Origin of the sequence: Streptomyces bikiniensis (assembly GCF_000716625.1) — a bacterium.
Lineage (GTDB): Bacteria > Actinomycetota > Actinomycetes > Streptomycetales > Streptomycetaceae > Streptomyces > Streptomyces bikiniensis.
Window position 1 is genome coordinate 127,918 of record NZ_JNXJ01000011.1, and the last position, 22,573, is coordinate 150,490.

Here is a 22,573-nt window from a genome sequence, read left to right on the forward strand (position 1 = left end):
GCGGTCGGCTGACAGCGCCTCGGGACCGTCCAACTATAAATAAGTCGATAGGTCTCTGTCGCTACCGTGATTGGACACTGACGCAGGGTCAACTAGCCTTGTGCAGGCGGTTTCCGCGCGTGGAACCGAGGGCGTTCCGAGCCACGAGGGGGGGAGGCTCGGAGCGCCCCGCTCCACACGGGAAGACCCGTACCCGCTGATCAGCCGGTGGAACCCGCCGCGTCGAGGGCGTGCAGCACATCGGCGATCAGGTCCTCGGGGTCCTCGGCGCCGACGGAGAAGCGGATGAAGCCCTCCGCCACCGCGTCCCCGCCCCAGCGCCCGCGCCGCTCCGCCGTGGAGCGCACCCCGCCGAAGCTGGTGGCGTCGTCCACGAGCCGCAGCTCCTCCAGGAACCGCTCGGCCCGCTTCCGGTCCGCCAGTTCGAAGGAGACCACCGGACCGAAGCGCCGCATCTGCCGGACGGCCACCGCGTGCGAGGGGTCGTCGGGAAGGCCCGGGTAGCGCAGCCCGGTGACGTCCGCCCGGCCGGCGAGCGTCCGCGCCAGCTCCAGGGCGGTCGCGCACTGGCGGTCGATCCGCAGCTGGAGCGTGGCGAGCGAGCGGTGGGCGAGCCAGGCCTCCATGGGGCCGGGGATGGCGCCGACGATCTTGCGCCAGCGCCGCACCTCCGCGGCCCGCTCGGGATCGCGGCAGCTCACGTGGCCGAGCAGCACGTCGCCGTGCCCGGTCATGCCCTTGGTGTCGCTGGCGACGGAGAAGTCCGCGCCCAGCTCCAGGGGCCGCTGGCCGAGCGGGGTGGCGAGGGTGTTGTCGACGGCGACGAGCGCGCCCGCGGCGTGCGCCTCGCGCACCAGGCGGCGGATGTCGCAGACGTCGAGCCCGGGGTTGGACGGGGTCTCGATCCACAGCAGCCGGGCCCCTTCGAGGACGGCGAGCTGTCCGTCGCCCCCGGTCGGCGCGGTGCGGACCTCGATGCCGTACGCCCGCAACTGCTCGTGGAGCAGGGGCAGCGCCTGGTAGCCGTCGGTCGGGAGCACGACCGCGTCGCCGGACTTCAGCTGGGAGAGGAGGACGGCGGAGATCGCGGCCATGCCGGAGGCGAAGACCAGCGTCTCGACGCCCTCCTCCCCCGGCGCCTCCAGCTCGCCGATCGCCCGCTCCAGAAGGGTCCAGGTGGGGTTCTCGTCCCGGCCGTAGGTGTACGGGCCGGTGGGCTCGCCCGGCAGGTGGAAGTGGGCGGCGAACACCGGTCCCGGAAGGGTCGGCTCGTACTTCACCGGCTCGGGCAGCCCGGCCCGCACCGCGCGGGTCCCGTCGCCGAGCGCGGCGGCCTTCCGGTCGGGGCCGGAGGCGTGTTCCTCGTGCGTCACGGTGCCCACTCAGTCCCGGTCGGGGAGCACGACGTTCAGTGCCCACGAGACGACGGAGATGATCAGACCGCCCAGGACCGCGGTCCAGAAGCCCTCCACGTGGAAGCTGAGGTCGAGCTTGTCGGCCAGCCAGGAGGTGAGGAGCAGCATCAGGGCGTTCACCACGAGGGTGAAGAGGCCGAGCGTCAGGACGAAGAGGGGAAGCGTGAACAGCTGGACGACCGGCTTCACCAAGAAGTTCACCAGGCCGAAGACGAGCGCGACGAGAATGAGGGTCAGGACCTTCTTGCCGGTGCTCTCGCCGGTCAGGGTGATGTCCTGGAGCAGCCAGATGGCGACTCCCAGGGCGCCCGCGTTCGCGAGCGTCTTGACTACGAAATTCATCATGTGTCTGATCGTGGCAGACGTGATCGGGCCGAGGGCAGGAGCGGACGGGCGATGAAGGCATTCCGGCTGGACGAACTGGAGGCGGAGCGTGCCGCGAACAAGGGCGCGTACCTCCAGTTCCTGCGGGAGCGGAACATGTCGGTCGGCCTGTACGCGCTCGACGCCGGGGAGCTCGACCCCCAGCAGCCGCACCGCCAGGACGAGGTGTACTTCGTGGTGAGCGGCCGGGCGGCGATCACGGTGGGGACGGAGACGACCCAGGTGGCGCGCGGCAGCGTGGTCTACGTGCCGGCCGGGGTGGAGCACAAGTTCCATCACATCAGCGAGGACCTGCGGGTCATGGTGGTGTTCTCGCCCCCGGAGGGCTGAGCGGCCGGAGGGCCGGCCCCGGAGGACCGCCCCCGGGCGGCCGACTTCGGAGGACTTCCTCCGGAGGGCCGAGCGATCGGAAGGCCGGCCCCGGGTCGCGGGGCCGGTACCGCCCCGGCCCCCTAGGGGGCGGATCAGGGGAGAGCGGGGGCCCTGCGGCCCCCGTGGGCCCCTTCCGCCGCCTAGCCTTGAGGATGTTCGGCGCGGAGTGCGCGGGACGGTTCTTCGGAAGCGAGGTAGGACGATGGCCGCACGGGAGATGCTCGCGGGAATGCCCTGGTGGGTGAAGTGGGTCGCCATACCCGCCCTCGCCCTGCTCGTCTTCGGCGGACTGATCACCAGCGTCCTGACCTTCGTGATCGGTCTCCTCTTCAAGGTGCTGCTCTTCGTGGCCCTCGTCGCCGGACTGATCTACGTCGTACGGAAGTTCAGCTCCTCCGGCCGGTCGCGCGAGGACTGGTAGCACAAGCCACTCATCGGTACGGCGGCAAGGGAGAGTGTTAGCCCGGGCGGGGGAACGGGCCGGGCTCAACGGGGTGGGGGCCCGGAGGCTCCCACTACAGTGGAATCTCTCCGCCGCGATGGGGACTACAGGCGTAGACCTCCTTACCGACCAGCGGTTTCCCAGGCCCGGCGGGCGCGGGGGCGGCCCCCGCGGGCGGGTGCGACGCATCCGTCGTCACGCCTGGGGGTGACCTTTGGCCATGGCTACGCAGACGACCGCTCCAACCCTGATCGGCTCGGTGCAGCGAGCGCTGAGACTCCTGGAGGCGGTGGCCTCCCACCCGGACGGTGCCCCGGCGAAACAGCTCGCCCGCGAGACCGGCCTTCCGCTGCCCACCACGTACCACCTGCTCCGCACCCTGACGCACGAGGGTTATCTGCTCCGCGAGAAGGGCGTGTTCGTCCTGGGGGACGCCGCCATCCGGCTGGCCGCCGGTGGAGCCGTGCAGAATCGTCGCATCAAGATCGAAAACTCTCTCGCCCGCTGGCGGGACGAGATCGGCGTCCCGATCTACTTCGCCGTCTACCGGGAGGGAGAGGTCGAGCTCGTCGCCGTCGCCGACACCCCCTCCGCCCCCGCAGTGGAGGAATGGGCCGATTTCCGCGAGACGGCGCACGCCCACGCGATCGGGCAGTGCATCTTGAGCCAACTTGATCCGAAAACCCGTCAAGACCACCTTGACCGCCACCCGGTGGAAACCATCACCCCGTACACGGTGAGTAACCGGAGTGTGCTTTTGGATCGTTTGGGTGGTTTGGGGAGAATGGAACCCCTGGTGGAGCGTCAGGAATATGCGCTCGGCACGGTCTGCGCCGCAATCCCCATCACGGCGGGCTCCGCAGCGGCCGCAATGGCCATTTCCCTCCCCCTCCACCAGCAAGAACGGTTGCTCCCAGCGATCGAGCGACTACGCACGGAGATCGGGCGGCTCTTCGGATCGCTCGCGTTCTCTATCAGTATCTGAAAAATCACTCCTTGTGATCTGCTAGTGCTTACAGCACGATTGCGTCAAGAGGGCCACGGGGGATCATTCCTGGCCGTTTCGGTCACAGCTTTCAGCAGCTGTGTTTACACAACTGCTTGATCTACTGCGGGGTACATGATGCGAGAGTCGGTTCAGGCCGAGGTCCTGATGAGCTTCCTCGTCTCCGAGGAGCTCTCCTTCAAGATCCCGGTCGAACTGCGGTATGAGACCCGGGATCCCTACGCGGTGCGGATGACGTTCCATCTCCCCGGGGACGCACCCGTGACCTGGGCCTTCGGCCGTGAGCTGCTGCTCGACGGGATCAACCGGCCCAGCGGGGACGGCGATGTCCACATCGCCCCGACCGAGCCCGAACGGCTCTCGGACGTCTCCATCCGGCTCCAGGTCGGCGGCGACCGCGCTCTGTTCCGGGCCAGCGCGCCACCCCTCGTCGCCTTCCTCGACCGCACGGACAAGCTGGTTCCGCTCGGTCAGGAACGGACGCTCGGCGACTTCGAGGACAATCTGGAGGCGGCGCTGGGCCGGATCCTGGCCGAGGAGAACGCCGGACCGGCCTGAAACGGACGCACCGTCACCGAGCCGACCTGATCCGGGTTCCGCCCGGACGCCTCCCGGCCCTTCTGCGTAGCCGACCCCCCGAGCCGGCACGCCGACGGACCGTACGTACCACCTCTCGCGTTCACGTCACTTGGCGCGGCGGCGGCGTCCGCCCCGCGCCGACGAGGGCTTCCGGCCGCCGGTCCCCGGGCGGCCGGCCCCCTCCGCGCGGTCGGCGGAGACCACGAGCGCCGCGAGTGCCGTGGTGACCGGGACGGACGCCACCAGGCCGATCGAGCCGACCAGTGTCCGGACGATCTCCTCGGCCACCAGCTCGCTGTTGGCCACCGTCCCCATGCTGCTCTGCGCGATGGAGAAGAGCAGCAACAGCGGCAGGGCGGCGCCCGCGTAGGCGAGCACCAGCGTGTTCACGACCGAGGCGATGTGGTCGCGGCCGATCCGGATCCCCGCCCGGTACAGGCCGCGCGGCCCCATGCCCGGATCGGCCTGGTGCAGCTCCCAGACGGCCGAGGTCTGGGTGACCGTCACGTCGTCGAGCACACCGAGCGAACCGATGATCACACTGGCCAGCAGGAGACCGGACATGTCGATGTCCGGATAGAGCCCCTTGATCAGGCCGGTGTTGTCGTCGGTGTTGCCGCTGAGCGAGGCCCAGCCGATGAAGAGCGAACCGAGCAGCCCGATGAGCAGCAGCGAGATCAGCGTGCCGAGCACCGCGACCGAGGTGCGGGCCGAGAGCCCGTGGCACATGTAGAGCGCGATCAGCATGATCGCGCTCGACCCGACCACCGCCACGACCAGCGGGTTCGACCCCTGCAGGATCGCGGGCAGGATGAAGAACGTCAGCACCAGGAAGCTCACGGCGAGCGCGATCAGGGCCATGAGCCCCCGCATCCGCCCGACCACCACGACCGCGAGGGCGAAGATGCCGGCGAGCACCGCCATCGGCACCTTGCGGTTCACGTCCGTCACCGCGTACTGGAGGTCGTACGGGGCGTCGGGTGCGTACGCCACCACCACGCCCTGTCCCTCCTCCAGTTGGCGCGGTGCGCCCGGCTGCACGATCTCGGTGAACTCGCGCCCCTTGTTCGGGCCGGTGGTGACCTCGATCCTGGCCCTCTTGCACTCCCCCTGCTGGGACTCGACCGCCTCGCGCCCCTCCGGGGTGGAGGTGTCCCCGGTCGGCGGGACCTGACCGGCGTTCACGACCTTGCAGTCGACGTGCTCGACGGAGACGACCCTGCCCTGCTCGGTCTGCCGGTCGAAACCGACGCCGGTGCGCTCGTGCGGCGGGGCGCCGCCGGGCCACAGGGCCACGAGCCCCACCAGTACGGCGGTGGCGAAGGGGACCAGGACGGCGGCGATGACCTTGCGCAGGTGCCGGGACACGGGGGCGGCGGGTCCGTGGCTGTGGCTGTGGCCGTGACCGGATCCGTGCCCTTGGCCGTGCCCGGAACCGGGCCCGTGGCCGTGGGACGACGGTCCCGGACCGTGGGAGTGGTCGTGCGGCTCGGGGGTCTGCTGGGGGGAAGTCACCGACCGATCATCGCAAGAACGGCGGGGGCCCACTGTTCAGCACGCCCGGGATGACGCTAGCGTGGTGGCACCTTTGCACACGCGGGAGCTCGGAGCACCGGGCTGAGAGGGCGCTGATCACCGTACGCGCGTACCGATGTACGTACGGGAGGAGGCTGCGCCGACCGCCGAACCTGTTACCGGGTAATGCCGGCGTAGGGAGATCGGTCTCATGACCATTCAGGACGCACGCACGCCTGCCACCAGCCAGGAAGGCCGCACGCCGGGCTGGCACAAGGGATACGTCCAGGGCTCGCGCCCCGACCTGCGGGTGCCCGTCCGGCAGGTGCACCTCACCAACGGCCGGGACGTCACGCTGTACGACACCTCCGGCCCGTACACCGACCCCGCCGTCGACACCGACGTGCGGCGGGGCCTGCCGCCGCTGCGCGAGAACTGGATCATCGCGCGCGGCGACACCGAGGAGTACGCGGGCCGCCCGGTCCGCCCCGAGGACGACGGCATCAAGCACACCTCGCCGCGCGGCGGCGGGCTCAGGAACCTCGACGCGGTCTTCCCCGGCCGTCCCCGCCTGCCGCGCCGGGGCCGCTCCGGCCAGGCGGTGACGCAGCTCGCGTACGCCCGCCGTGGCGAGATCACGCCGGAGATGGAGTACGTCGCGATCCGCGAGAACGTCTCCCCCGAGGTCGTGCGGGAGGAGATCGCGGCGGGCCGGGCCGTGCTCCCGGCGAACGTCAACCACCCGGAGATCGAGCCGATGATCATCGGCAAGCGGTTCCTGGTGAAGGTCAACGCCAACATCGGCAACTCCGCCGTCACCTCCTCCATCGAGGAGGAGGTGGAGAAGATGACCTGGGCGACCAAGTGGGGCGCCGACACGGTCATGGACCTGTCCACCGGCCGCAACATCCACACCACCCGCGAGTGGGTGCTGCGCAACTCCCCCGTGCCGATCGGCACCGTGCCGCTCTACCAGGCCCTGGAGAAGGTCGACGGCAAGGCCGAGGAGCTGAGCTGGGAGGTCTACAAGGACACGGTGATCGAGCAGGCCGAGCAGGGCGTCGACTACATGACGGTGCACGCCGGCGTCCTCCTGCCGTACGTGCCGCTCACCGCGCGCCGCAAGACCGGCATCGTCTCGCGCGGCGGCTCGATCATGGCCGCCTGGTGCCTCGCGCATCACAAGGAGAACTTCCTCTACACGCACTTCGAGGAGCTCTGCGAGATCCTGGCGGCGTACGACGTCACGTACTCGCTCGGCGACGGCCTGCGCCCCGGCTCGATCGCGGACGCCAACGACGCCGCCCAGTTCGCGGAGTTGAAGACGCTCGGCGAGCTGAACACGATCGCCAAGCGGCACAACGTGCAGACGATGATCGAGGGCCCCGGGCACGTCCCGATGCACAAGATCAAGGAGAACATCGACCTCCAGCAGGAGATCTGCGAGGAGGCGCCGTTCTACACGCTCGGCCCGCTGACCACGGACGTCGCGCCCGCGTACGACCACATCACCTCCGGCATCGGCGCGGCGATGATCGCCTGGTGGGGCACGGCCATGCTCTGCTACGTGACGCCCAAGGAGCACCTGGGCCTGCCCAACCGCGACGACGTGAAGACCGGTGTCATCACGTACAAGATCGCGGCCCACGCGGCGGACCTCGCCAAGGGGCACCCGGGCGCGCAGGAGTGGGACGACGCGCTCTCGGACGCGCGCTTCGAGTTCCGCTGGGAGGACCAGTTCAACCTGGCCCTCGACCCGGACACCGCGCGCGAGTTCCACGACGAGACGCTGCCGGCGGAGCCCGCGAAGACCGCGCACTTCTGTTCGATGTGCGGTCCGAAGTTCTGCTCGATGAAGATCTCCCAGGACATCCGCCGCGAACACGGCGGTACGGAGCAGGAGATCGAGGCCGGCATGGCGGAGAAGTCGAAGGAGTTCGCGGCGGCGGGCAACCGTGTGTACCTGCCGCTCGCGGAGACGGGCGGTGGCTCGGCCGGTTGATCCGGCCGCCTCGGCGGAGGGGGCCCGCCAGGTCACCAGGCCCGGCCGGCCCGCCTCCGCGAAGCCCACCGCGAACGGCTTGTCGCCGTCGTCCGTCACCAGGTGGACGCTGCGCTCCGTCACGCTGTCGCCCGGCGGGACCGTCCGGGCGACCCGGTCGGACGGGCAGCCGGGGATCTTCCCGCCGGACCTGCCGAGGACGTAGGGGGTCTTCCCTCGTATCCGCCGATCGCCCTCGGTGAGCAGACGGACCCGGCCCGTCTGGTCGGGGTGGAGGTTCCTCGGCCCGGGATCGGTGGAGGTGACCACCACGTAGTACGGGACGCCGCGCCGCTCGTTCTCGTTCAGGAGGAGGTCCAGGGCCGCGAGGCCGGCCGCGTCCCCCCGGCGTACGGACACCGGCGTGGCGGGCAGTTCGAGGACGCCGTCCTCGCGGGCGTCCCACCGGACGCGGAAGACGCCGCCCGGCTCCGCCAGCCCGGCGGACGCCGCCTTGAGGCCCCCCTCGACGGGCCGCGTGGCGACCGCACCGCCTTCGTCGAGGTAGCCGTCGGCGTTGTGCGTCAGCGACAGCACACCCACGCCCTCGGGCAGCACATAGGTCGCACAGGTGTCGTACGAGTCGCCGGGCGCCGGCATCGTCGGCGCGGTGGCCGCGCAGGGCAGGTCGACCCCGCCCGGCCTGCCCCCGCCGCCGTAGGCCTTCTCCCCCTGCGTCCAGTCGGTGCTGTTCAGGAAGAGGTCGTTGTGCACCATGTCGGCTTCGGGGAACATCCTCCGGCCGGTGGTGGTGACCTGGAAGGTGAGGCAGTGGGGAACCCTGTTCCTCGGTTCCCGGTCCACGCGCGCCCCCTCCATGTCCTCCTTCGAGCCCCGGACCAGGCTCTTGGCCGTGATCCTGAGCTCGTACGACCGGTGGACGACGTCCCGTGCCCCGGTCCGCACCGGCAGGTCCGTCCAGGGGGCGGGTCTCTTCACGACCCGCTTCGGGGCGGACCCCTCCGCGGCCGGCTCCAGGGCTTGTTGTCCCGTGCACCCGGCGAGGAGGGACGTCGATGCCGCGGCCATGGCGGCCTTCCTGGCGTATCCGGTCGGGTGCATGGACTTCCCCTGCCGCACGGCGTTCCGGATCTTCCGGAGGACTGACGCAGCTCAGGAGGTCACAGGGGTGGCGGCGGGTGGAGGGCCCGGCCACTCGTGGCTCCGGGGGAGTCGCGGGCCGGGCCGGTGCGTCAGGGGTCGGTCGGGGCCGGTGGGGTGGCGGCGAGGGCGTCGTGGAGGAAGGGGAGGATGCCGCGTTCGAGGAGGGCGTGGCGCCAGGCCTCGCGGGCGCGGGAGAGTTCGTCGTCCGGTGCGGCGGGCGGGCCGCCCGTGCTCACCTCGACCGGGCTGTTGCGCAGGGCCGTCACGAGGAGTCCGGCGGCCGCGCAGAGCAGTCCGGCGGCGGCGAGGGAGCCGAAGACCAGACCGGCGGTGAGCAGGGTCGCGCCGAACGCCACGGTCGGCGCGAGGGCGTGCAGCACCGCTCCGACCAGCAGGAAGATGACGGCGGCGGCGCCCGCGAGGACCGGGACCATGACGGTGACGATGGCGACGACGCCCGCGCCGGTGCCGGTGCCGATGCCGGAGTCGGGGCGGTCGTGCGCGTCCGGGTCCCGGGCCCCGGCGGACGCGCGGTTCTGCTCGCGGACCTTCACGAAGTGGTCGTACTCGCTCGCGGCCGCGGAGGTGACGAGCGCCGTCGCGTTCAGCGTCATCGCGCGGAGCTGCGCGACCGTGAGCCGGGAGCCGACCCCGGCGAGTTCCGGACGTGCGTGGGCGGTGCTCAGTGCGTCGTCGAGGACCCGCTCGTACTCGGCGCGGTCCTCGGTCAGCAGGTGCGGAGCCACGTTCATGTGCATCCCCCGATGCTCCGTAGGCCCGTGACGGCAGCGGAAGACACGGCCGGGCGGGCGGAAACGGAGGAGAGCCTGCTACGGATGCACCGATGTTATGGCCGCGATGCCGCGGCCTGACAGGGTGTTTCCGGAAATCGCCCTCCCCGGATGCGCAGGGTGATAGGTCGGCGTTCGCTCAGCCGTTCAGGGGGAGTTGGACGACCAGAAGCTTTCCGGCCATGGTCACTCCGCCGTCCATGGCGATCGCGAGCCCGTCGGCGTACACGTGCGGTCCGTCGACGACCGGGCCGCCGCCGTCCTCGCCGTCCTCGGTGCCGACCTGGCCGAGCAGGTACGGGATCGGGCTGTGGCCGTGCACGATCCGGCTGCCGCCGTAGGTGGCGAGCAGCTCCTGGACGGCCTGCGGTCCCCCGTCGTCGCGGAACGCGAAGCGCTTGGTGAACTTCCGGAACACGTCCCAGACCTCGTCCGCGTCGTTCCGGTTGATGATCTCGTGGACCGTGTCGTTGACGTCCTCGATGGTCTCGCCGTATTCGAGGTACGCGGTGGTGTCCGAGTGCACGAGGAGGTGGTCGTCCTCCCGCACCACGGCGTCGAGCCGGGACATCCACTGGAGGTGGACGTCCTGGAGCCGGTCCATGTCCTGCTTCTGGCCGCCGTTGAGCAGCCAGGCGGCCTGGAAGGTGGCGGTGCCCGCGCCGGAGTTGACCGGGGTGTCGCCGAAGCGCTTGGCGCCGATGAGCAGCAGCTCGTGGTTGCCCATGAGGGCCTTGCAGTAGCCGCCGGCGGCGGCGGCCTCGGCGGACAACCGCATGACCAGGTCGATCACGCCGATGCCGTCGGGGCCGCGGTCGGTGAAGTCGCCGAGGAACCAGAGGCGGGCGTTGCCCGCGGCCCAGCCGCCGTTCTCGTCGATGAGGCCCTGGGCGCGGAGGGCGGCGACGAGTTCGTCGAGGTAGCCGTGGACGTCGCCGACGACGTAGAGCGGGCCGGGCCCGGCACCGGCCTGGGCCTCGCCGGCGGGGGCGGGCGCGGGGGAGGCCTTCACCTGGACGGTGTCGCCGCGGTTGATGACGGGCAGGTCGCGCTCGGTCGGCGTGTACCCCTCGGGCACCTCGCCCTCGGGGAACGCGTTCCCGGGGTGGCCGGAGGCGACGGGGGCCGTGGGGCCCGCGGGGGCGGCCGGGGCGGCGGCGGGGTACGGGGGCGCGGTGGTCCGGTGGCCGAGGTGGAGGGTCGGGTCGGCGGGCATGGGCGCGGCGGCCGCGGGCGCTTGCTGCGGGGCCGGGGGCGTCTGCGGTACGGACGTCTGTGGCACGGGCGTCTGCGGTACGGGCGTCTGCGGTACGGGCGTCTGCGGTACGGCTTCGGCCGCCGGGGGGCGCACCGGCATCGGCACGGGCACCGGCACGGCCTCGACCGGGGAGGATGCGACGGGGGGCAGGGGCTCGGCGGCCGGCCGGCCGTCCGGGACCGGGGCCGCGTACTCGGCCGGGGCGGTGTGCGGCTCCGGGTGGGCGCCCGGGGCGGAGTGGTGCGCCGGAGTCGGGTAGGACGCCGGGTCTCCGGCGTGGGCGTGCTCCGCCGGTGCGGGCGCCGGCTCCGGGCCCGACGGTTCGCCGGCATGGCTCTGCACGGGCACGCGCGCGTACGGCGGTACGCGGAAGTCACGCAATGTCGCCGTGCGCACCACGGGCTCCTGACCGGCCCCCTGAGTCATCGACCCCTCCACCACCGTCGCGATGCCCTGCACATCGCGGACCGGCCTGGTCGGGGTGGTCCGCGGTGTCGTCCGCCCATCATAGGAATGAGCGTCCTCCTGTGTGACGCACCAGGGGTGGTGAATCCGGGTCCACTCCGGGTTCACCGGTCGTTTCGCCCGAATTAGGAAGGTCCAGTCCAGGGTTGGGGCCGGTGCGGTGTTCGGTTTGGCCGTTCCCGCCCACGGGCAGGGACGGAAACGGCGTGTCCCAGGGCGCCTTCTTCGAAGGCGCCTTTTTCGGGGCCGTCCTCTTCGGGGTGTTCTCTTCTGAGGCGTTCTCTTCGGAGGTGACCTCGTCGGAGGTGACCTCTTCGGAGGCGGCCTCTTCGCGGGGCCGGCCCCCGTCACGTCAGTCCTTCGCGGGTGACCGCGGCGGACTGACCGTCGTCCGGGGCGGACGGCGCTGCGAGGAGGTGCGGACGATGAGTTCGGTGGGTATCACCCGCTCGACCGGCCCGTCGTTCTCGACCCCCTCGATGGCGTCGATGAGGAGCTGGACGACGGCCGTGCCGATCCGGCGCGGCTTGAGCGAGAGCGTCGTGATGGGCGGTTCGGTGGTGGCGTAGCCGGCCGACTCGCTGCAGCAGACCAGCAGCAGGTCGTCCGGGACGCGCAGGCCGTAGCGGCGCGCGGCCGCGAGGAGGTCGGTTCCGTTGGGGTCGAAGAGGCCGTACACGGCGTCGGGCCGGTCCGGGCGGGCGAGCAGCCGGTCGGCCGCGACGGCGCCCGCGCACGGATCGTGCGCCGGATAGGCCTCGTAGACGGGGTCCTGGCCCACCCGCGCGCACCAGTCGAGGTAGGCGGTGGTGGACAGGCGGGTGTACGTGTCCGTGCTGGTGCCGGTGAGGAGGCCGATCCGGCGGGCGCCGGCGTCGGCGAGGTGGTCGAGCAGGTCGAGGACGGCGGCTTCGTGGTCGTTGTCGACCCAGGCGGTGACCGGGAGGGTGCCGGCGGGGCGCCCGTCGGAGACGACGGGCAGGCCCTGGCGGACCAGTTCGGTGACGACGGGGTCGTGGTCGGAGGGGTCGATGACGACGGTGCCGTCGAGGGCGACGTTCGACCAGACGTCATGGCGGGAGGTGGCGGGGAGGATGACCAGGGCGTAGCCCCGGGCGAGCGCGGCCGACGTGGCCGCCCTGGCCATCTCCGCGAAGTACGCGAATTCGGTGAAGGTGAAAGGTTCATCCCCGTACGTGGTCACGGTCAGGCCGATGAGTCCCGACTTGCCGGTACGGAGCGTGCGGGCCGCCGCGGACGGGCGGTAGCCCAACCGGTCGGCGACCTCGCGGACGTGGCGGCGGGTGGCGTCGGGGAGCCGGCCCTTCCCGTTGAGCGCGTCGGAGACAGTCGTGATGGAGACCCCGGCGGCGGCGGCGACGTCCCGGATGCCCGCCCTGCCCTGCCGGCTTCCCCGGGTCTGTGCCCGGCTCACCTGGTGCTTCCCTGCTGCTGTCATGGCGAGCCGATAGTAGGGCGATGAGGGGCGGTCGGGACGGCCGCATATGCAGACGTTGACAGGTACGTTTCTGCATGATCTAAAACCATGAACTGCCTTTGAAGTGAAGGTACTTGTCTGATGGAACCTGTCACTTGTGGTTGTCGGGCGGCGTGAGCCTGGCGAGGGGGTGAAGTTTCGAAGAGGTCTCAACTCACCTCTACGGGGGACGCGCGCCACGGCGCCCGCCACCGGCGCGCGCCACCCGTTCGCGCGCCCCCTCTCCCCGGAGCGACCGGGAGGCCGTCGGGGACCGTGTCCCTCCTGTTGTCCACAGCCCATTCGCAGCGGAGGCGAATCCTCTTAAGGTGAGCAGTATTGGCGGTACGGACGGTCGAGGAGGCCACACTGTGAGCGAGACCAGCGGGACGAGCACCGGCAGCCCCAGGCTGCGCGCCGAGCTGGACGGCGTCCCCACCTACAAGCCGGGCAAGCCGGCCGCCGCGGGCGGGCCCGTGGCCTTCAAACTGTCCTCCAACGAGAACCCCTACCCGCCGCTGCCGGGGGTCCTGGAGAGCGTGGTGGCCGGGGCCGACACCTTCAACCGGTACCCGGACATGGCCTGCACCGGTCTGATGGAGGAGCTGGCGGAGCGCTTCGGCGTGCCCGTCTCGCACCTGGCCACGGGCACCGGCTCGGTCGGGGTCGCGCAGTCGCTGCTCCAGGCGACCTCGGGCCCGGGCGACGAGGTGATCTACGCCTGGCGCTCCTTCGAGGCGTACCCGATCATCACGCAGATCAGCGGGGCCACCTCGGTGCAGGTGCCGCTGACCGACGGCGAGGTGCACGACCTCGACGCGATGGCGGAGGCGATCACCGACCGGACCCGGCTGATCTTCGTCTGCAACCCCAACAACCCCACGGGCACCGCGGTGCGCCGGGCCGAGCTGGAGCGCTTCCTCGACCGGGTGCCGTCCGACGTCCTGGTCGTGCTCGACGAGGCGTACAAGGAGTTCGTGCGCGACCCCGAGATCCCGGACGGCATCGAGCTGTACCGCGACCGGCCCAACGTCGCCGTGCTGCGCACCTTCTCCAAGGCGTACGGCCTGGCGGGGCTGCGGGTCGGCTTCGCGGTCGCCCACGAGCCGGTGGCGGCGGCGCTGCGCAAGACGGCGGTGCCGTTCGGCGTGAGCCAGCTGGCGCAGGACGCGGCGGTGGCCTCGTTGCGGGCCGAGGACGAGCTGCTCGGCCGGGTCGGCTCGCTGGTGGCCGAGCGCGAGCGGGTCCGCGCGGCCCTGGTCGAGCAGGGCTGGACCGTTCCGGACACGCAGGCGAACTTCGTCTGGCTGCGGCTCGGCGAGCGGACGGTGGACTTCGCGACGGCGTGCGAGCGGCACGGCGTGGTGGTGCGTCCGTTCGCCGGCGAGGGCGTGCGCGTCACGATCGGCGAGGGCGAGGCGAACGACCTGTTCCTCCAGGCGGCGGAGGCCTTCCGCAAGGAGCTCTGACCCCGACCGGAGAGCGCCGAGAGGCGTGGTGACGGCCCCCGCGAGCGGTTGCTCGTGGGGGCCGTCCGCGTACGGGGGGAGATGTGAGCAAGGAGACGCCCTGTAAAGGGCCCCCGGAGACAAGTACGGATTTCATATGAGCCATAATGCTTGTGAATGTGAACGCGTTCACAAGCGTGCCCCGGTTCGTCCGCCTATGGGCGGTAAGGCCAGGGCAGAGCGCCGATGTGACCACGGCGATGTAAGGAGAAAGCGACGTGGACCTCGCTCTGGCGCCAGAGACTCTGGCGCGCTGGCAGTTCGGCATCACCACCGTCTACCACTTCCTCTTCGTCCCGCTGACGATCTCCCTCGCGGCGCTCACCGCCGGTCTCCAGACCGCCTGGGTGCGGACGGAGAACGAGAAGTACCTCAGGGCGACGAAGTTCTGGGGCAAGCTCTTCCTGATCAACATCGCCATGGGCGTCGTCACCGGCATCGTGCAGGAGTTCCAGTTCGGCATGAACTGGTCCGACTACTCGCGCTTCGTCGGTGACATCTTCGGTGCCCCGCTCGCGTTCGAGGCGCTCATCGCCTTCTTCTTCGAGTCGACCTTCATCGGCCTGTGGATCTTCGGCTGGGACAAGCTGCCGAAGAAGATCCACCTCGCCTGCATGTGGATGGTCTCGATCGGCACCGTCCTCTCCGCGTACTTCATCCTGGCGGCCAACTCCTGGATGCAGCACCCGGTGGGCTACCGCATCAACGAGGAGCGCGGCCGGGCGGAGCTCACCGACTTCTGGCTCGTGCTCACCCAGAACACGGCCCTCACCCAGTTCTTCCACACCATCACGGCGGCCTTCCTGGTCGGCGGCGCGTTCATGGTCGGCATATCCGCCTTCCACCTGGCCCGCAAGAAGCACATCCCCGTGATGCGGACCTCGCTGCGGCTCGGCCTGGTCACCCTGATCATCGCCGGCCTCGGCACCGCCGTCAGCGGCGACCTGCTCGGCAAGGTCATGTTCAAGCAGCAGCCGATGAAGATGGCCGCCGCCGAAGCCCTCTGGGACGGCGAGGCGCCCGCCCCCTTCTCGATCTTCGCCTACGGCGACGTCGACAAGGGCCACAACAAGGTCGCCGTCGAGATCCCCGGCCTGCTCTCCTTCCTCGCGAACGACGACTTCACCTCGTACGTCCCCGGCATCAACGACATCAACAAGGCCGAGCAGGAGAAGTACGGCCCCGGCGACTACCGGCCCAACATCCCCGTCGCCTACTGGGGCTTCCGCTGGATGATCGGCTTCGGCATGGCCTCCCTGACCCTGGGGATCATCGGCCTCTGGCTGACCCGGAAGAAGTTCATGCTGGCACCGGGGCTGCGGACGGGCGAGGACGAGGTGCCGAACCTGGTCCTCTTCAAGAGCAAGGCCCTCAGCCCCCGCATCGGCAGGTGGTACTGGATCGTCGCGCTCTGGACGATGCTCTTCCCGCTGATCGCCAACTCCTGGGGCTGGATCTTCACCGAGATGGGCCGCCAGCCGTGGGTCGTCTACGGCGTGCTGCGCACCCGGGACGCGGTCTCCCCCGGCGTCTCCCAGGCCGAGGTCCTCACCTCCATGATCGGCTTCACCCTGCTCTACGCCGTCCTCGCGGTCATCGAGGTCAAGCTGCTCGTCAAGTACGTCAAGGCGGGGCCGCCCGAGCTGACCGACGACGACCTCAACCCGCCCACCAAGATCGGCGGGGACACCCGCGACCCCGACCGGCCCATGGCCTTCTCGTACTGAGGCTCAGGAGACCGAGGCATGGAACTTCACGACGTCTGGTTCGTACTCATCGCCGTCCTGTGGACCGGCTACTTCTTCCTGGAGGGCTTCGACTTCGGGATCGGCATCCTGACCAGGCTGCTGGCCCGCGACCGGCCCGAGAAGCGGGTCCTCATCAACACCATCGGGCCCGTCTGGGACGGCAACGAGGTGTGGCTGCTCACCGCCGGCGGTGCCACCTTCGCCGCGTTCCCGGAGTGGTACGCGACGCTGTTCTCCGGCTTCTACCTGCCGCTGCTGCTCATCCTGGTCTGCCTGATCATCCGGGGCGTGGCCTTCGAGTACCGGGCGAAGCGGCCCGAGGAGAACTGGCAGCGCAACTGGGAGCAGGCCATCTTCTGGACCTCGCTGCTCCCCGCGTTCCTCTGGGGCGTGGCCTTCGGCAACATCGTCCGGGGCGTGAAGATCGACGCGGACATGGAGTACGCGGGCACCTTCTTCGACCTCCTCAACCCGTACGCGCTCCTCGGCGGTCTGGTCACGCTCACCCTCTTCACCTTCCACGGGGCGGTCTTCGCCGCGCTGAAGACGGTCGGGGACATCCGGGTACGGGCCCGGGTGCTCGCGCTCAAGCTGGGCCTGGTCACGGCGGCGGTCGCGCTCGTCTTCCTGATCTGGACCCAGGCCCACACGGGCGACGCCTCCAGCTTCGTGGCGATGGTGGTCGCGGCGGTGGCGCTCGTCGGTGCGATCACCGCCATCAGGGCGGGGCGCGAGGGCTGGTCGTTCGCGCTCTCGGGCATCACGATCGCCGCCTCGGTGGCGATGCTCTTCCTGGCGCTCTTCCCGGACGTCATGCCCTCTTCGCTCGACCCCGAGTGGAGTCTCACCGTGACGAACGCGTCGTCGAGCCCGTACACGCTCAAGATCATGACGTGGTGCGCCGCGATCGCGACCCCGCTGGTGCTGCTCTACCAGAGCTGGACCTACTGGGTGTTCCGCAAGCGGATCGGTACGCAGCACATCGCCGACGCGCAGCACCACACGGCCGACGCGCAGCACCACACCGCCGACACCCACTAGGCCACGATCCGCCGGCCGTGCCAGGGCCGGCCCGCGCTCAGAGAGGGGCATGTTTCACGTGAAACCGATCGACCCGCGTCTGCTCCGGTACGCCCGGGCCACCCGTCTCTTCCTGATCGCGGTGGTCGTGCTCGGCCTCGTCGGAGCGGCGCTGGTCGTCGCCCAGGCGATGCTCGTCGCCGAGATCGTGGTGGGGTCCTTCCAGGGGGGCCGGTCGGTTTCCGCCCTGGCCACGCCCCTGCTGCTGCTCGCCGGAGTGGCGGTGGCGCGGGGGCTGGTCTCCTGGCTGACCGAGCTCGCCGCCCACCGGGCGAGCGCGGCGGTCAAGTCCGAACTCCGAGGGCGGCTCCTCGGCCGCGCCGCCGCGCTCGGACCGGGATGGCTCAGCGGGCAGCGGACCGGTTCGCTGATCGCCCTCGCGACCCGGGGCGTGGACGCGCTCGACGACTACTTCGCCCGCTACCTGCCCCAGTTGGGCCTCGCGGTGGTCGTACCGGTGGCGGTCCTGGCCCGGATCGTCACCGAGGACTGGGTCTCGGCGGCCATCATCGTCGTCACGCTGCCGCTCATCCCGCTCTTCATGATCCTCATCGGCTGGTACACCCAGGCCCGGATGGACCGGCAGTGGAAGCTGCTCTCGCGGCTCTCCGGCCACTTCCTGGACGTGGTGGCCGGCCTTCCCACCCTCAAGGTCTTCGGCCGGGCCAAGGCCCAGGCCGAGTCGATCCGCGCGATCACCTCCGAGTACCGGCAGGCGACCATGCGCACGCTGCGGATCGCCTTCCTCTCCTCCTTCGCCCTCGAACTCCTCGCCACGCTCTCGGTCGCCCTCGTCGCCGTGACCATCGGCATGCGGCTCGTCCACGGCGACCTCGACCTCTACACCGGGCTCGTCATCCTGATCCTGGCGCCCGAGGCGTATCTGCCGCTGCGGCAGGTGGGGGCGCAGTACCACGCGGCGGCGGAGGGGCTCGCGGCGGCGGAGGAGATCTTCGACGTCCTGGAGCAGCCGGTACGGAACGGGGGGACGGGCGCGGTCCCGGACTCCGTACGGCTCGAACTGGACGCCGTGACGGTACGCCACGCGGGGCGCGCCGAACCGTCGCTCGACGCGGTGACGCTGACGGTCGAGCCGGGCGAGACGGTGGCCCTGGTCGGACCGAGCGGTGCGGGCAAGTCGACGCTGCTCGACGTGGTCCTCGGGTTCACGGCCCCGGAGCCCGGCGGCACCGTCCGGGTCGGGGGCGAGGACCTCGCGGGGCTCGACCCGGAGGCATGGCGCTCGCGGATCGCCTGGGTGCCCCAGCGCCCGTACCTCTTCGCGGGGACGATCGCGGAGAACGTACGGCTCGCCCGCCCGGACGCCTCCGACGAAGCGGTGCGGGAGGCCCTGCGGGACGCGGGCGCGGACGGGTTCGTCGCGGAGCTGCCGGACGGGCTCGACACCCCGCTGGGCGAGGACGGCACCGGACTCTCGGCGGGACAACGGCAACGGCTCGCGCTCGCCCGCGCGTTCCTGGCCGACCGGCCCCTGCTGCTGCTCGACGAGCCCACGGCCGCGCTCGACGGCGAGACGGAGGCGGGCGTGGTCGACGCGGTCCGGCGCCTCGCGGCCGGCCGGACGGTCCTGCTCGTGGTCCACCGCCCGGCCCTGCTCGCGGTGGCGGACCGGGTGGTGGGCCTGGGAACGAACGCCGGGACGCCGGTGGCGTCGCCGTCGGCCGGTGGTGCGGCCGGAGCCGGGGCGCCCGGCAGGATCGAAGCGGCGGTCTGGTCCGGTACCGCGACCGCGCCCGCCGTCGGTACGGCTGGCGTGACCGGTGCGGCCGGTGTGACCGATGCGGCCGGGACGGTCGCCGCCGGCGCCTCCGGCACGGGGGGAAGCGCCTCCGAAGGCGCGGCTCCGGGCGGCGCGCTCCGGCGGGTCCGGGACATGGCCGGGGAGCTGAAGGGCCGCATGGCGCTCGCGCTGCTGCTCGGGAGCCTCGCCCTCGGGTCCGCCGTCGGGCTCATGGCCGTGTCCGGCTGGCTCATCTCCCGGGCCTCCGAACAGCCCCCCGTCCTCCATCTGATGATGGCGGTCACCGCCACGCGCGCCTTCGGCATCGGCCGGGCCGTCTTCCGGTACGCCGAACGGCTCGTCTCGCACGACGCCGTCCTGCGGATGCTCGCCGACCTGCGGGTCTCCGTCTACCGGCGCCTGGAGCGGATCGCCCCGGCCGGGCTGCGGCGCACCCGGCGCGGCGACCTGCTCGCCCGGCTCGTCCAGGACGTCGACGCGCTCCAGGACTACTGGCTGCGCTGGCTGCTCCCGGCGGGCGCCGCGCTCGTCGTGGGCGTCGGGGCCACCGGGTTCACCGTCTGGCTGCTGCCCGAGGCCGGAGCCGTCCTCGCCGTGGGCCTGCTGGTCGCGGGGGTCGCCGTACCGGCGGCGGCCGGGGCCCTCGCCCGCCGGGCCGAACGGCGGCTCGCCCCCGCGCGCGGCTCCCTGGCGACCGTCGTGGCCGACCTGCTGCGCGGCTGCGCCGAGCTGACGGTCGCCGGCGCCCTGCGGAGCCGTATCGAAAGGACCCGGGAGGCCGACCGCGTCCTCACCGGCATCGCCTCCCGGCAGGCCGCCGCCACCGCGCTCGGAGCCGGGCTCTCCGCCCTGGTCTGCGGCCTGACGGTCGCGGCCGCCGCGCTCGTCGGCGTCCAGGCCGTACGGGACGGGCGGCTCGACGGGGTCTCCCTCGCCGTGGTCGTCCTGACCCCGCTCGCCGCGTTCGAGGCCGTGACCGGCCTTCCGCTCGCCGTCCAGTACCGGCAGCGGGTCAAGCACAGTGCCGAGCGGGTCTTCGAAGTGCTCGACGCCCCCGTGCCCGTACACGAGCCGCACACGCCCGCCGCTCCCCCGGCGGGTCCGTTCCCCCTGGAGCTGTCCGGGCTCTCCGCCCGGTACGCCGGACAGGAGCGTCCGGCGCTCACCGGCTTCGGGCTCACCCTGGAGGCCGGGCGCCGGGTCGCCGTCGTCGGCGCCTCCGGATCCGGCAAGACCACGCTCGCCCAGGTGCTGCTGCGGTTCCTGGACGTGGAGCACGGCACGTACCGGCTCGGCGGCGTCCCCGCCCGGGAGCTGGAGGGGGACGCGGTCCGGCGCCTGGTCGGCCTGTGCGCCCAGGACGCGCACCTCTTCGACAGCTCCGTGCGCGAGAACCTGCGGCTCGCCAAGGTCGGCGCGGACGACGGCGAGCTGCGCGAGGCGCTGCGCCGGGCCCGGCTGCTCGACTGGGTCGACGGGCTGCCCGAAGGACTCGACACCCTCGTGGGCGAGCACGGCGCGCGGCTCTCCGGCGGCCAGCGCCAGCGGCTCGCGCTCGCGCGGGCCCTCCTCGCCGACTTCCCGGTCCTCGTCCTCGACGAGCCGGCCGAGCACCTGGACCTCGCCACCGCCGACGCGCTCACCGACGACCTGCTCCGGGCCACCGAGGGCCGCACCACCGTCCTCATCACCCACCGGCTGCACGGCCTCGACGCCGTCGACGAGGTGCTCGTCCTGGACGGGGGCCGGACCGTGCAGCGCGGCCCGTACGCCGAGCTCGCGGCAGCGGACGGGCCACTGCGCCGGATGCTGGAACAGGAGAGGGCGACCGATCTGCTCGCCGTCCCCACGGCGACCGGAGCAGCTGACTTTTCTCGCTAAATAGGACTTACTAGGCTCGTTCCATGACCGCCACCGAGTCCGACGCCCCGGACCCCCTGGAAGCCGCCACGCGGGCCACCCGCAGCCTCCAGGGGCTGTCCACGGAGCTCACCGCCCGCGTGCCGCAGCTCCTGGAGGCCATGCGCTCGGTCGGCACCGGGCTCGAACTCCACTCCACCCTCGACCGCATCTGCGAGACCGCCGCCGAACTCGCCGACGCCCGGTACGCGGCGATCGGCGTCGTCGACGACGAGGGCGACAGCCTCTCCGACTTCGTCACCTTCGGCGTCGACGAGGACACCGCCCACCGGATCGGACGCCGCCCCGACGGTCACGCGGGGCTGCTCGGCGCCCTGATCCGCGACCCGCAGACCATTCGCCTCCCCGATCTCTCGAAGGATCCGCGCGCGGCGGGCTTCCCGCCCGGGCACCCGCCGATGCGCACCTTCCTCGGCGTCCCCATCCGGGTCCAGGGCGAGATCTTCGGCAACCTCTATCTCGCGGAGAAGCGCGGCGGGGACGAGTTCAACGACTACGACGTGCACATGGTCCGGGTGCTCGCCACCGAGGCGGGCATCGCCATCGGCAACGCGCGCCTGTACGAGGCCGCCCGGCAGCGCGAACGGTGGATCGACGGCTCGGTCGCCGTCACCACCGCCCTGCTCTCCGGCGGCGACGCCGACGACGCCCTCACGGTCGTCGCCGAACAGGCCCGCCGGCTCGCCGACGCGGACGCGGGCATCGTGCTGCTCCCCGCCGAGGAGGGCGGCCTGGAGGTCGTCGCCGTCTCCTCGCCCCGGTCCACGAAGTGGCTGGGCGTGGTGGTCCCGCCCGAGAGCGACGTGGTGGAGCAGCTCTTCGAGGGCGAGGCGGTCTTCGTCGCGGACGCCTCCTCGGATCCCCGCATGACCAGCCCGATGACCTCGACGTACGGGCCGAGCATGATCCTTCCGCTGCAGAGCGGCGGGCGGGTGCTGGGAGCGCTCGCCATGCCGCGGGTACGGGACGGCCGCCCGTTCACGGAGACGGAGCGGACGCTCGCCACCCAGTTCGCCTCGCAGGCGGCGCTCGCCCTGATGATGGCCGACGCGCAGCGGGACCGGGAGCGCCTCGCCGTGTACGAGGACCGCGACCGGATCGCCCGCGACCTGCACGACCTGGTCATCCAGCGGCTCTTCGCCACCGGCATGATGCTGGAGAGCGCCCAGCGCAGGTCGATCGTGCCGGCCGTGCGCGAGGGCGTGGGCAAGGCCGTGGACGAGCTGGACGTGACCATCCAGGAGATCCGTACGGCGATCTTCGCGCTCCAGCAGGGACCCGCCGAGGCTCCGTCGGGGCTGCGCACCCGCGTGCTGCGGGAGATCAACATGGCGGCCGTGCCGCTCGGCTTCAAGCCCGCGCACCGCTTCCTCGGGGCGATCGACGCGACGGTCGGCGAGCTCACCGGCAAGAACCTCGTCGCCGCCCTGCGCGAGGCGCTCTCCAACGCGTTCCGGCACGCCGACGCGAGCCGGATCGAGGTGGTCGTCGACGCCGGCGTCACCCTGCCCGACGGCTCCGCCGGGGTGCGCCTGACGGTCGCGGACGACGGGGTCGGCATCCCGGCGGGCGGACGGCGCAGCGGCCTGCGCAACCTGGCGCGCCGGGCGGAGTCCCTGGGGGGCGCGAGCTGGTGCGGGCCGGGGATCGGGGAGGACGGCGGCGGGACGACGGTGGTGTGGGAGGCGCCGCTCTAGGGAGTGCCG

General features: G+C 71.6%; 16 protein-coding genes. 10 read left to right on the forward strand and 6 right to left on the reverse strand.

Annotation, left to right across the window (positions count from 1 at the left end; genetic code table 11):
* Positions 1-200: 200 nt before the first annotated feature.
* Positions 201-1,373 (reverse strand): cystathionine gamma-lyase, encoded by a 1,173-nt coding sequence (locus OO47_RS11285; RefSeq protein ID WP_051715338.1) that lies wholly within the window; start codon positions 1,371-1,373, stop codon positions 201-203.
* A 9-nt stretch (positions 1,374-1,382) separates the two neighbouring features.
* A complete protein-coding gene (locus OO47_RS11290; RefSeq protein WP_030206846.1) occupies positions 1,383-1,760 on the reverse strand; it encodes a phage holin family protein in 378 nt (125 codons plus the stop codon).
* Positions 1,761-1,811: 51 nt separating this feature from the next.
* Between OO47_RS11290 and OO47_RS11295 the strand changes: the two genes are divergently transcribed.
* The 4 genes from OO47_RS11295 (at position 1,812) to OO47_RS11310 (ending at position 4,177) form a co-directional block, all read left to right on the forward strand.
* Positions 1,812-2,129: a cupin domain-containing protein gene (locus tag OO47_RS11295; protein ID WP_030206848.1), complete on the forward strand. Its 318-nt coding sequence runs from the start codon at positions 1,812-1,814 to the stop codon at positions 2,127-2,129.
* Between the two features lie 244 nt (positions 2,130-2,373).
* Positions 2,374-2,592, forward strand: coding sequence for a DUF5326 family protein (locus OO47_RS11300; RefSeq protein WP_030206851.1), 219 nt, complete (start codon positions 2,374-2,376; stop codon positions 2,590-2,592).
* Positions 2,593-2,833: 241 nt separating this feature from the next.
* On the forward strand, positions 2,834-3,598 hold the full coding sequence (locus OO47_RS11305) for an IclR family transcriptional regulator (RefSeq protein WP_030206853.1): 765 nt from the start codon (positions 2,834-2,836) through the stop codon (positions 3,596-3,598).
* A 138-nt stretch (positions 3,599-3,736) separates the two neighbouring features.
* Positions 3,737-4,177, forward strand: coding sequence for an SsgA family sporulation/cell division regulator (locus tag OO47_RS11310; RefSeq protein WP_030206856.1), 441 nt, complete (start codon positions 3,737-3,739; stop codon positions 4,175-4,177).
* A 126-nt stretch (positions 4,178-4,303) separates the two neighbouring features.
* Here the strand turns inward: OO47_RS11310 and OO47_RS11315 are convergent, their stop codons facing one another.
* On the reverse strand, positions 4,304-5,713 hold the full coding sequence (locus OO47_RS11315) for a YibE/F family protein (RefSeq protein ID WP_407696296.1): 1,410 nt from the start codon (positions 5,711-5,713) through the stop codon (positions 4,304-4,306).
* A gap of 211 nt (positions 5,714-5,924) precedes the next feature.
* On the opposite strand from OO47_RS11315, the gene thiC reads away from it, so the two are divergent.
* Entirely contained in the window at positions 5,925-7,715 is a 1,791-nt protein-coding gene (gene thiC / locus OO47_RS11320) for a phosphomethylpyrimidine synthase ThiC (protein ID WP_030206866.1), read from the forward strand.
* A gap of 1,232 nt (positions 7,716-8,947) precedes the next feature.
* On the opposite strand, the gene OO47_RS11330 is transcribed toward thiC, so the two are convergent.
* The 3 genes from OO47_RS11330 to OO47_RS11340 all read right to left on the reverse strand — a co-directional run bounded on the left by OO47_RS11330 (position 8,948) and on the right by OO47_RS11340 (position 12,831).
* The gene (locus OO47_RS11330) at positions 8,948-9,616 is read right to left on the reverse strand and encodes a hypothetical protein (RefSeq protein ID WP_051715283.1); all 669 of its coding nucleotides are present in this window, start codon (positions 9,614-9,616) and stop codon (positions 8,948-8,950) included.
* A 172-nt stretch (positions 9,617-9,788) separates the two neighbouring features.
* A complete protein-coding gene (locus tag OO47_RS11335) occupies positions 9,789-10,865 on the reverse strand; it encodes a metallophosphoesterase (protein ID WP_245169179.1) in 1,077 nt (358 codons plus the stop codon).
* Between the two features lie 859 nt (positions 10,866-11,724).
* Entirely contained in the window at positions 11,725-12,831 is a 1,107-nt protein-coding gene (locus OO47_RS11340) for a LacI family DNA-binding transcriptional regulator (protein WP_033208775.1), read from the reverse strand.
* A 389-nt stretch (positions 12,832-13,220) separates the two neighbouring features.
* On the opposite strand from OO47_RS11340, the gene hisC reads away from it, so the two are divergent.
* The 5 genes from hisC to OO47_RS11370 all read left to right on the forward strand — a co-directional run bounded on the left by hisC (position 13,221) and on the right by OO47_RS11370 (position 22,564).
* Positions 13,221-14,318, forward strand: a complete 1,098-nt coding sequence (hisC, locus tag OO47_RS11345) for a histidinol-phosphate transaminase (protein WP_030206878.1) — start codon at positions 13,221-13,223, stop codon at positions 14,316-14,318.
* Positions 14,319-14,575: 257 nt separating this feature from the next.
* Positions 14,576-16,084: a cytochrome ubiquinol oxidase subunit I gene (locus OO47_RS11355; protein WP_030206881.1), complete on the forward strand. Its 1,509-nt coding sequence runs from the start codon at positions 14,576-14,578 to the stop codon at positions 16,082-16,084.
* Between the two features lie 18 nt (positions 16,085-16,102).
* Positions 16,103-17,146 (forward strand): cytochrome d ubiquinol oxidase subunit II, encoded by a 1,044-nt coding sequence (gene cydB, locus OO47_RS11360; RefSeq protein WP_051715287.1) that lies wholly within the window; start codon positions 16,103-16,105, stop codon positions 17,144-17,146.
* 49 nt (positions 17,147-17,195) lie between these two features.
* Positions 17,196-20,828 (forward strand): thiol reductant ABC exporter subunit CydD, encoded by a 3,633-nt coding sequence (gene cydD / locus OO47_RS11365; RefSeq protein ID WP_030206884.1) that lies wholly within the window; start codon positions 17,196-17,198, stop codon positions 20,826-20,828.
* Positions 20,829-20,851: 23 nt separating this feature from the next.
* Complete coding sequence (locus tag OO47_RS11370; protein WP_030206885.1) at positions 20,852-22,564, forward strand: sensor histidine kinase; 1,713 nt, start codon at positions 20,852-20,854, stop codon at positions 22,562-22,564.
* The last annotated feature ends 9 nt before the right edge of the window (positions 22,565-22,573 follow it).

What these genes read in the sequence shown, in the direction of transcription:
- OO47_RS11290 (WP_030206846.1), bottom strand. Translation starts at nt 1,760, where the DNA reads ATGATGAATTTCGTAGTCAAGACGCTCGCGAACGCGGGCGCCCTGGGA.
- OO47_RS11295 (WP_030206848.1), top strand. Translation starts at nt 1,812, where the DNA reads ATGAAGGCATTCCGGCTGGACGAACTGGAGGCGGAGCGTGCCGCGAAC.
- OO47_RS11300 (WP_030206851.1), top strand. Translation starts at nt 2,374, where the DNA reads ATGGCCGCACGGGAGATGCTCGCGGGAATGCCCTGGTGGGTGAAGTGG.
- OO47_RS11305 (WP_030206853.1), top strand. Translation starts at nt 2,834, where the DNA reads ATGGCTACGCAGACGACCGCTCCAACCCTGATCGGCTCGGTGCAGCGA.
- OO47_RS11310 (WP_030206856.1), top strand. Translation starts at nt 3,737, where the DNA reads ATGCGAGAGTCGGTTCAGGCCGAGGTCCTGATGAGCTTCCTCGTCTCC.
- thiC (WP_030206866.1), top strand. Translation starts at nt 5,925, where the DNA reads ATGACCATTCAGGACGCACGCACGCCTGCCACCAGCCAGGAAGGCCGC.
- OO47_RS11330 (WP_051715283.1), bottom strand. Translation starts at nt 9,616, where the DNA reads ATGCACATGAACGTGGCTCCGCACCTGCTGACCGAGGACCGCGCCGAG.
- OO47_RS11335 (WP_245169179.1), bottom strand. Translation starts at nt 10,865, where the DNA reads ATGCCCGCCGACCCGACCCTCCACCTCGGCCACCGGACCACCGCGCCC.
- OO47_RS11340 (WP_033208775.1), bottom strand. Translation starts at nt 12,831, where the DNA reads ATGACAGCAGCAGGGAAGCACCAGGTGAGCCGGGCACAGACCCGGGGA.
- cydB (WP_051715287.1), top strand. Translation starts at nt 16,103, where the DNA reads ATGGAACTTCACGACGTCTGGTTCGTACTCATCGCCGTCCTGTGGACC.
- cydD (WP_030206884.1), top strand. Translation starts at nt 17,196, where the DNA reads ATGTTTCACGTGAAACCGATCGACCCGCGTCTGCTCCGGTACGCCCGG.
- OO47_RS11370 (WP_030206885.1), top strand. Translation starts at nt 20,852, where the DNA reads ATGACCGCCACCGAGTCCGACGCCCCGGACCCCCTGGAAGCCGCCACG.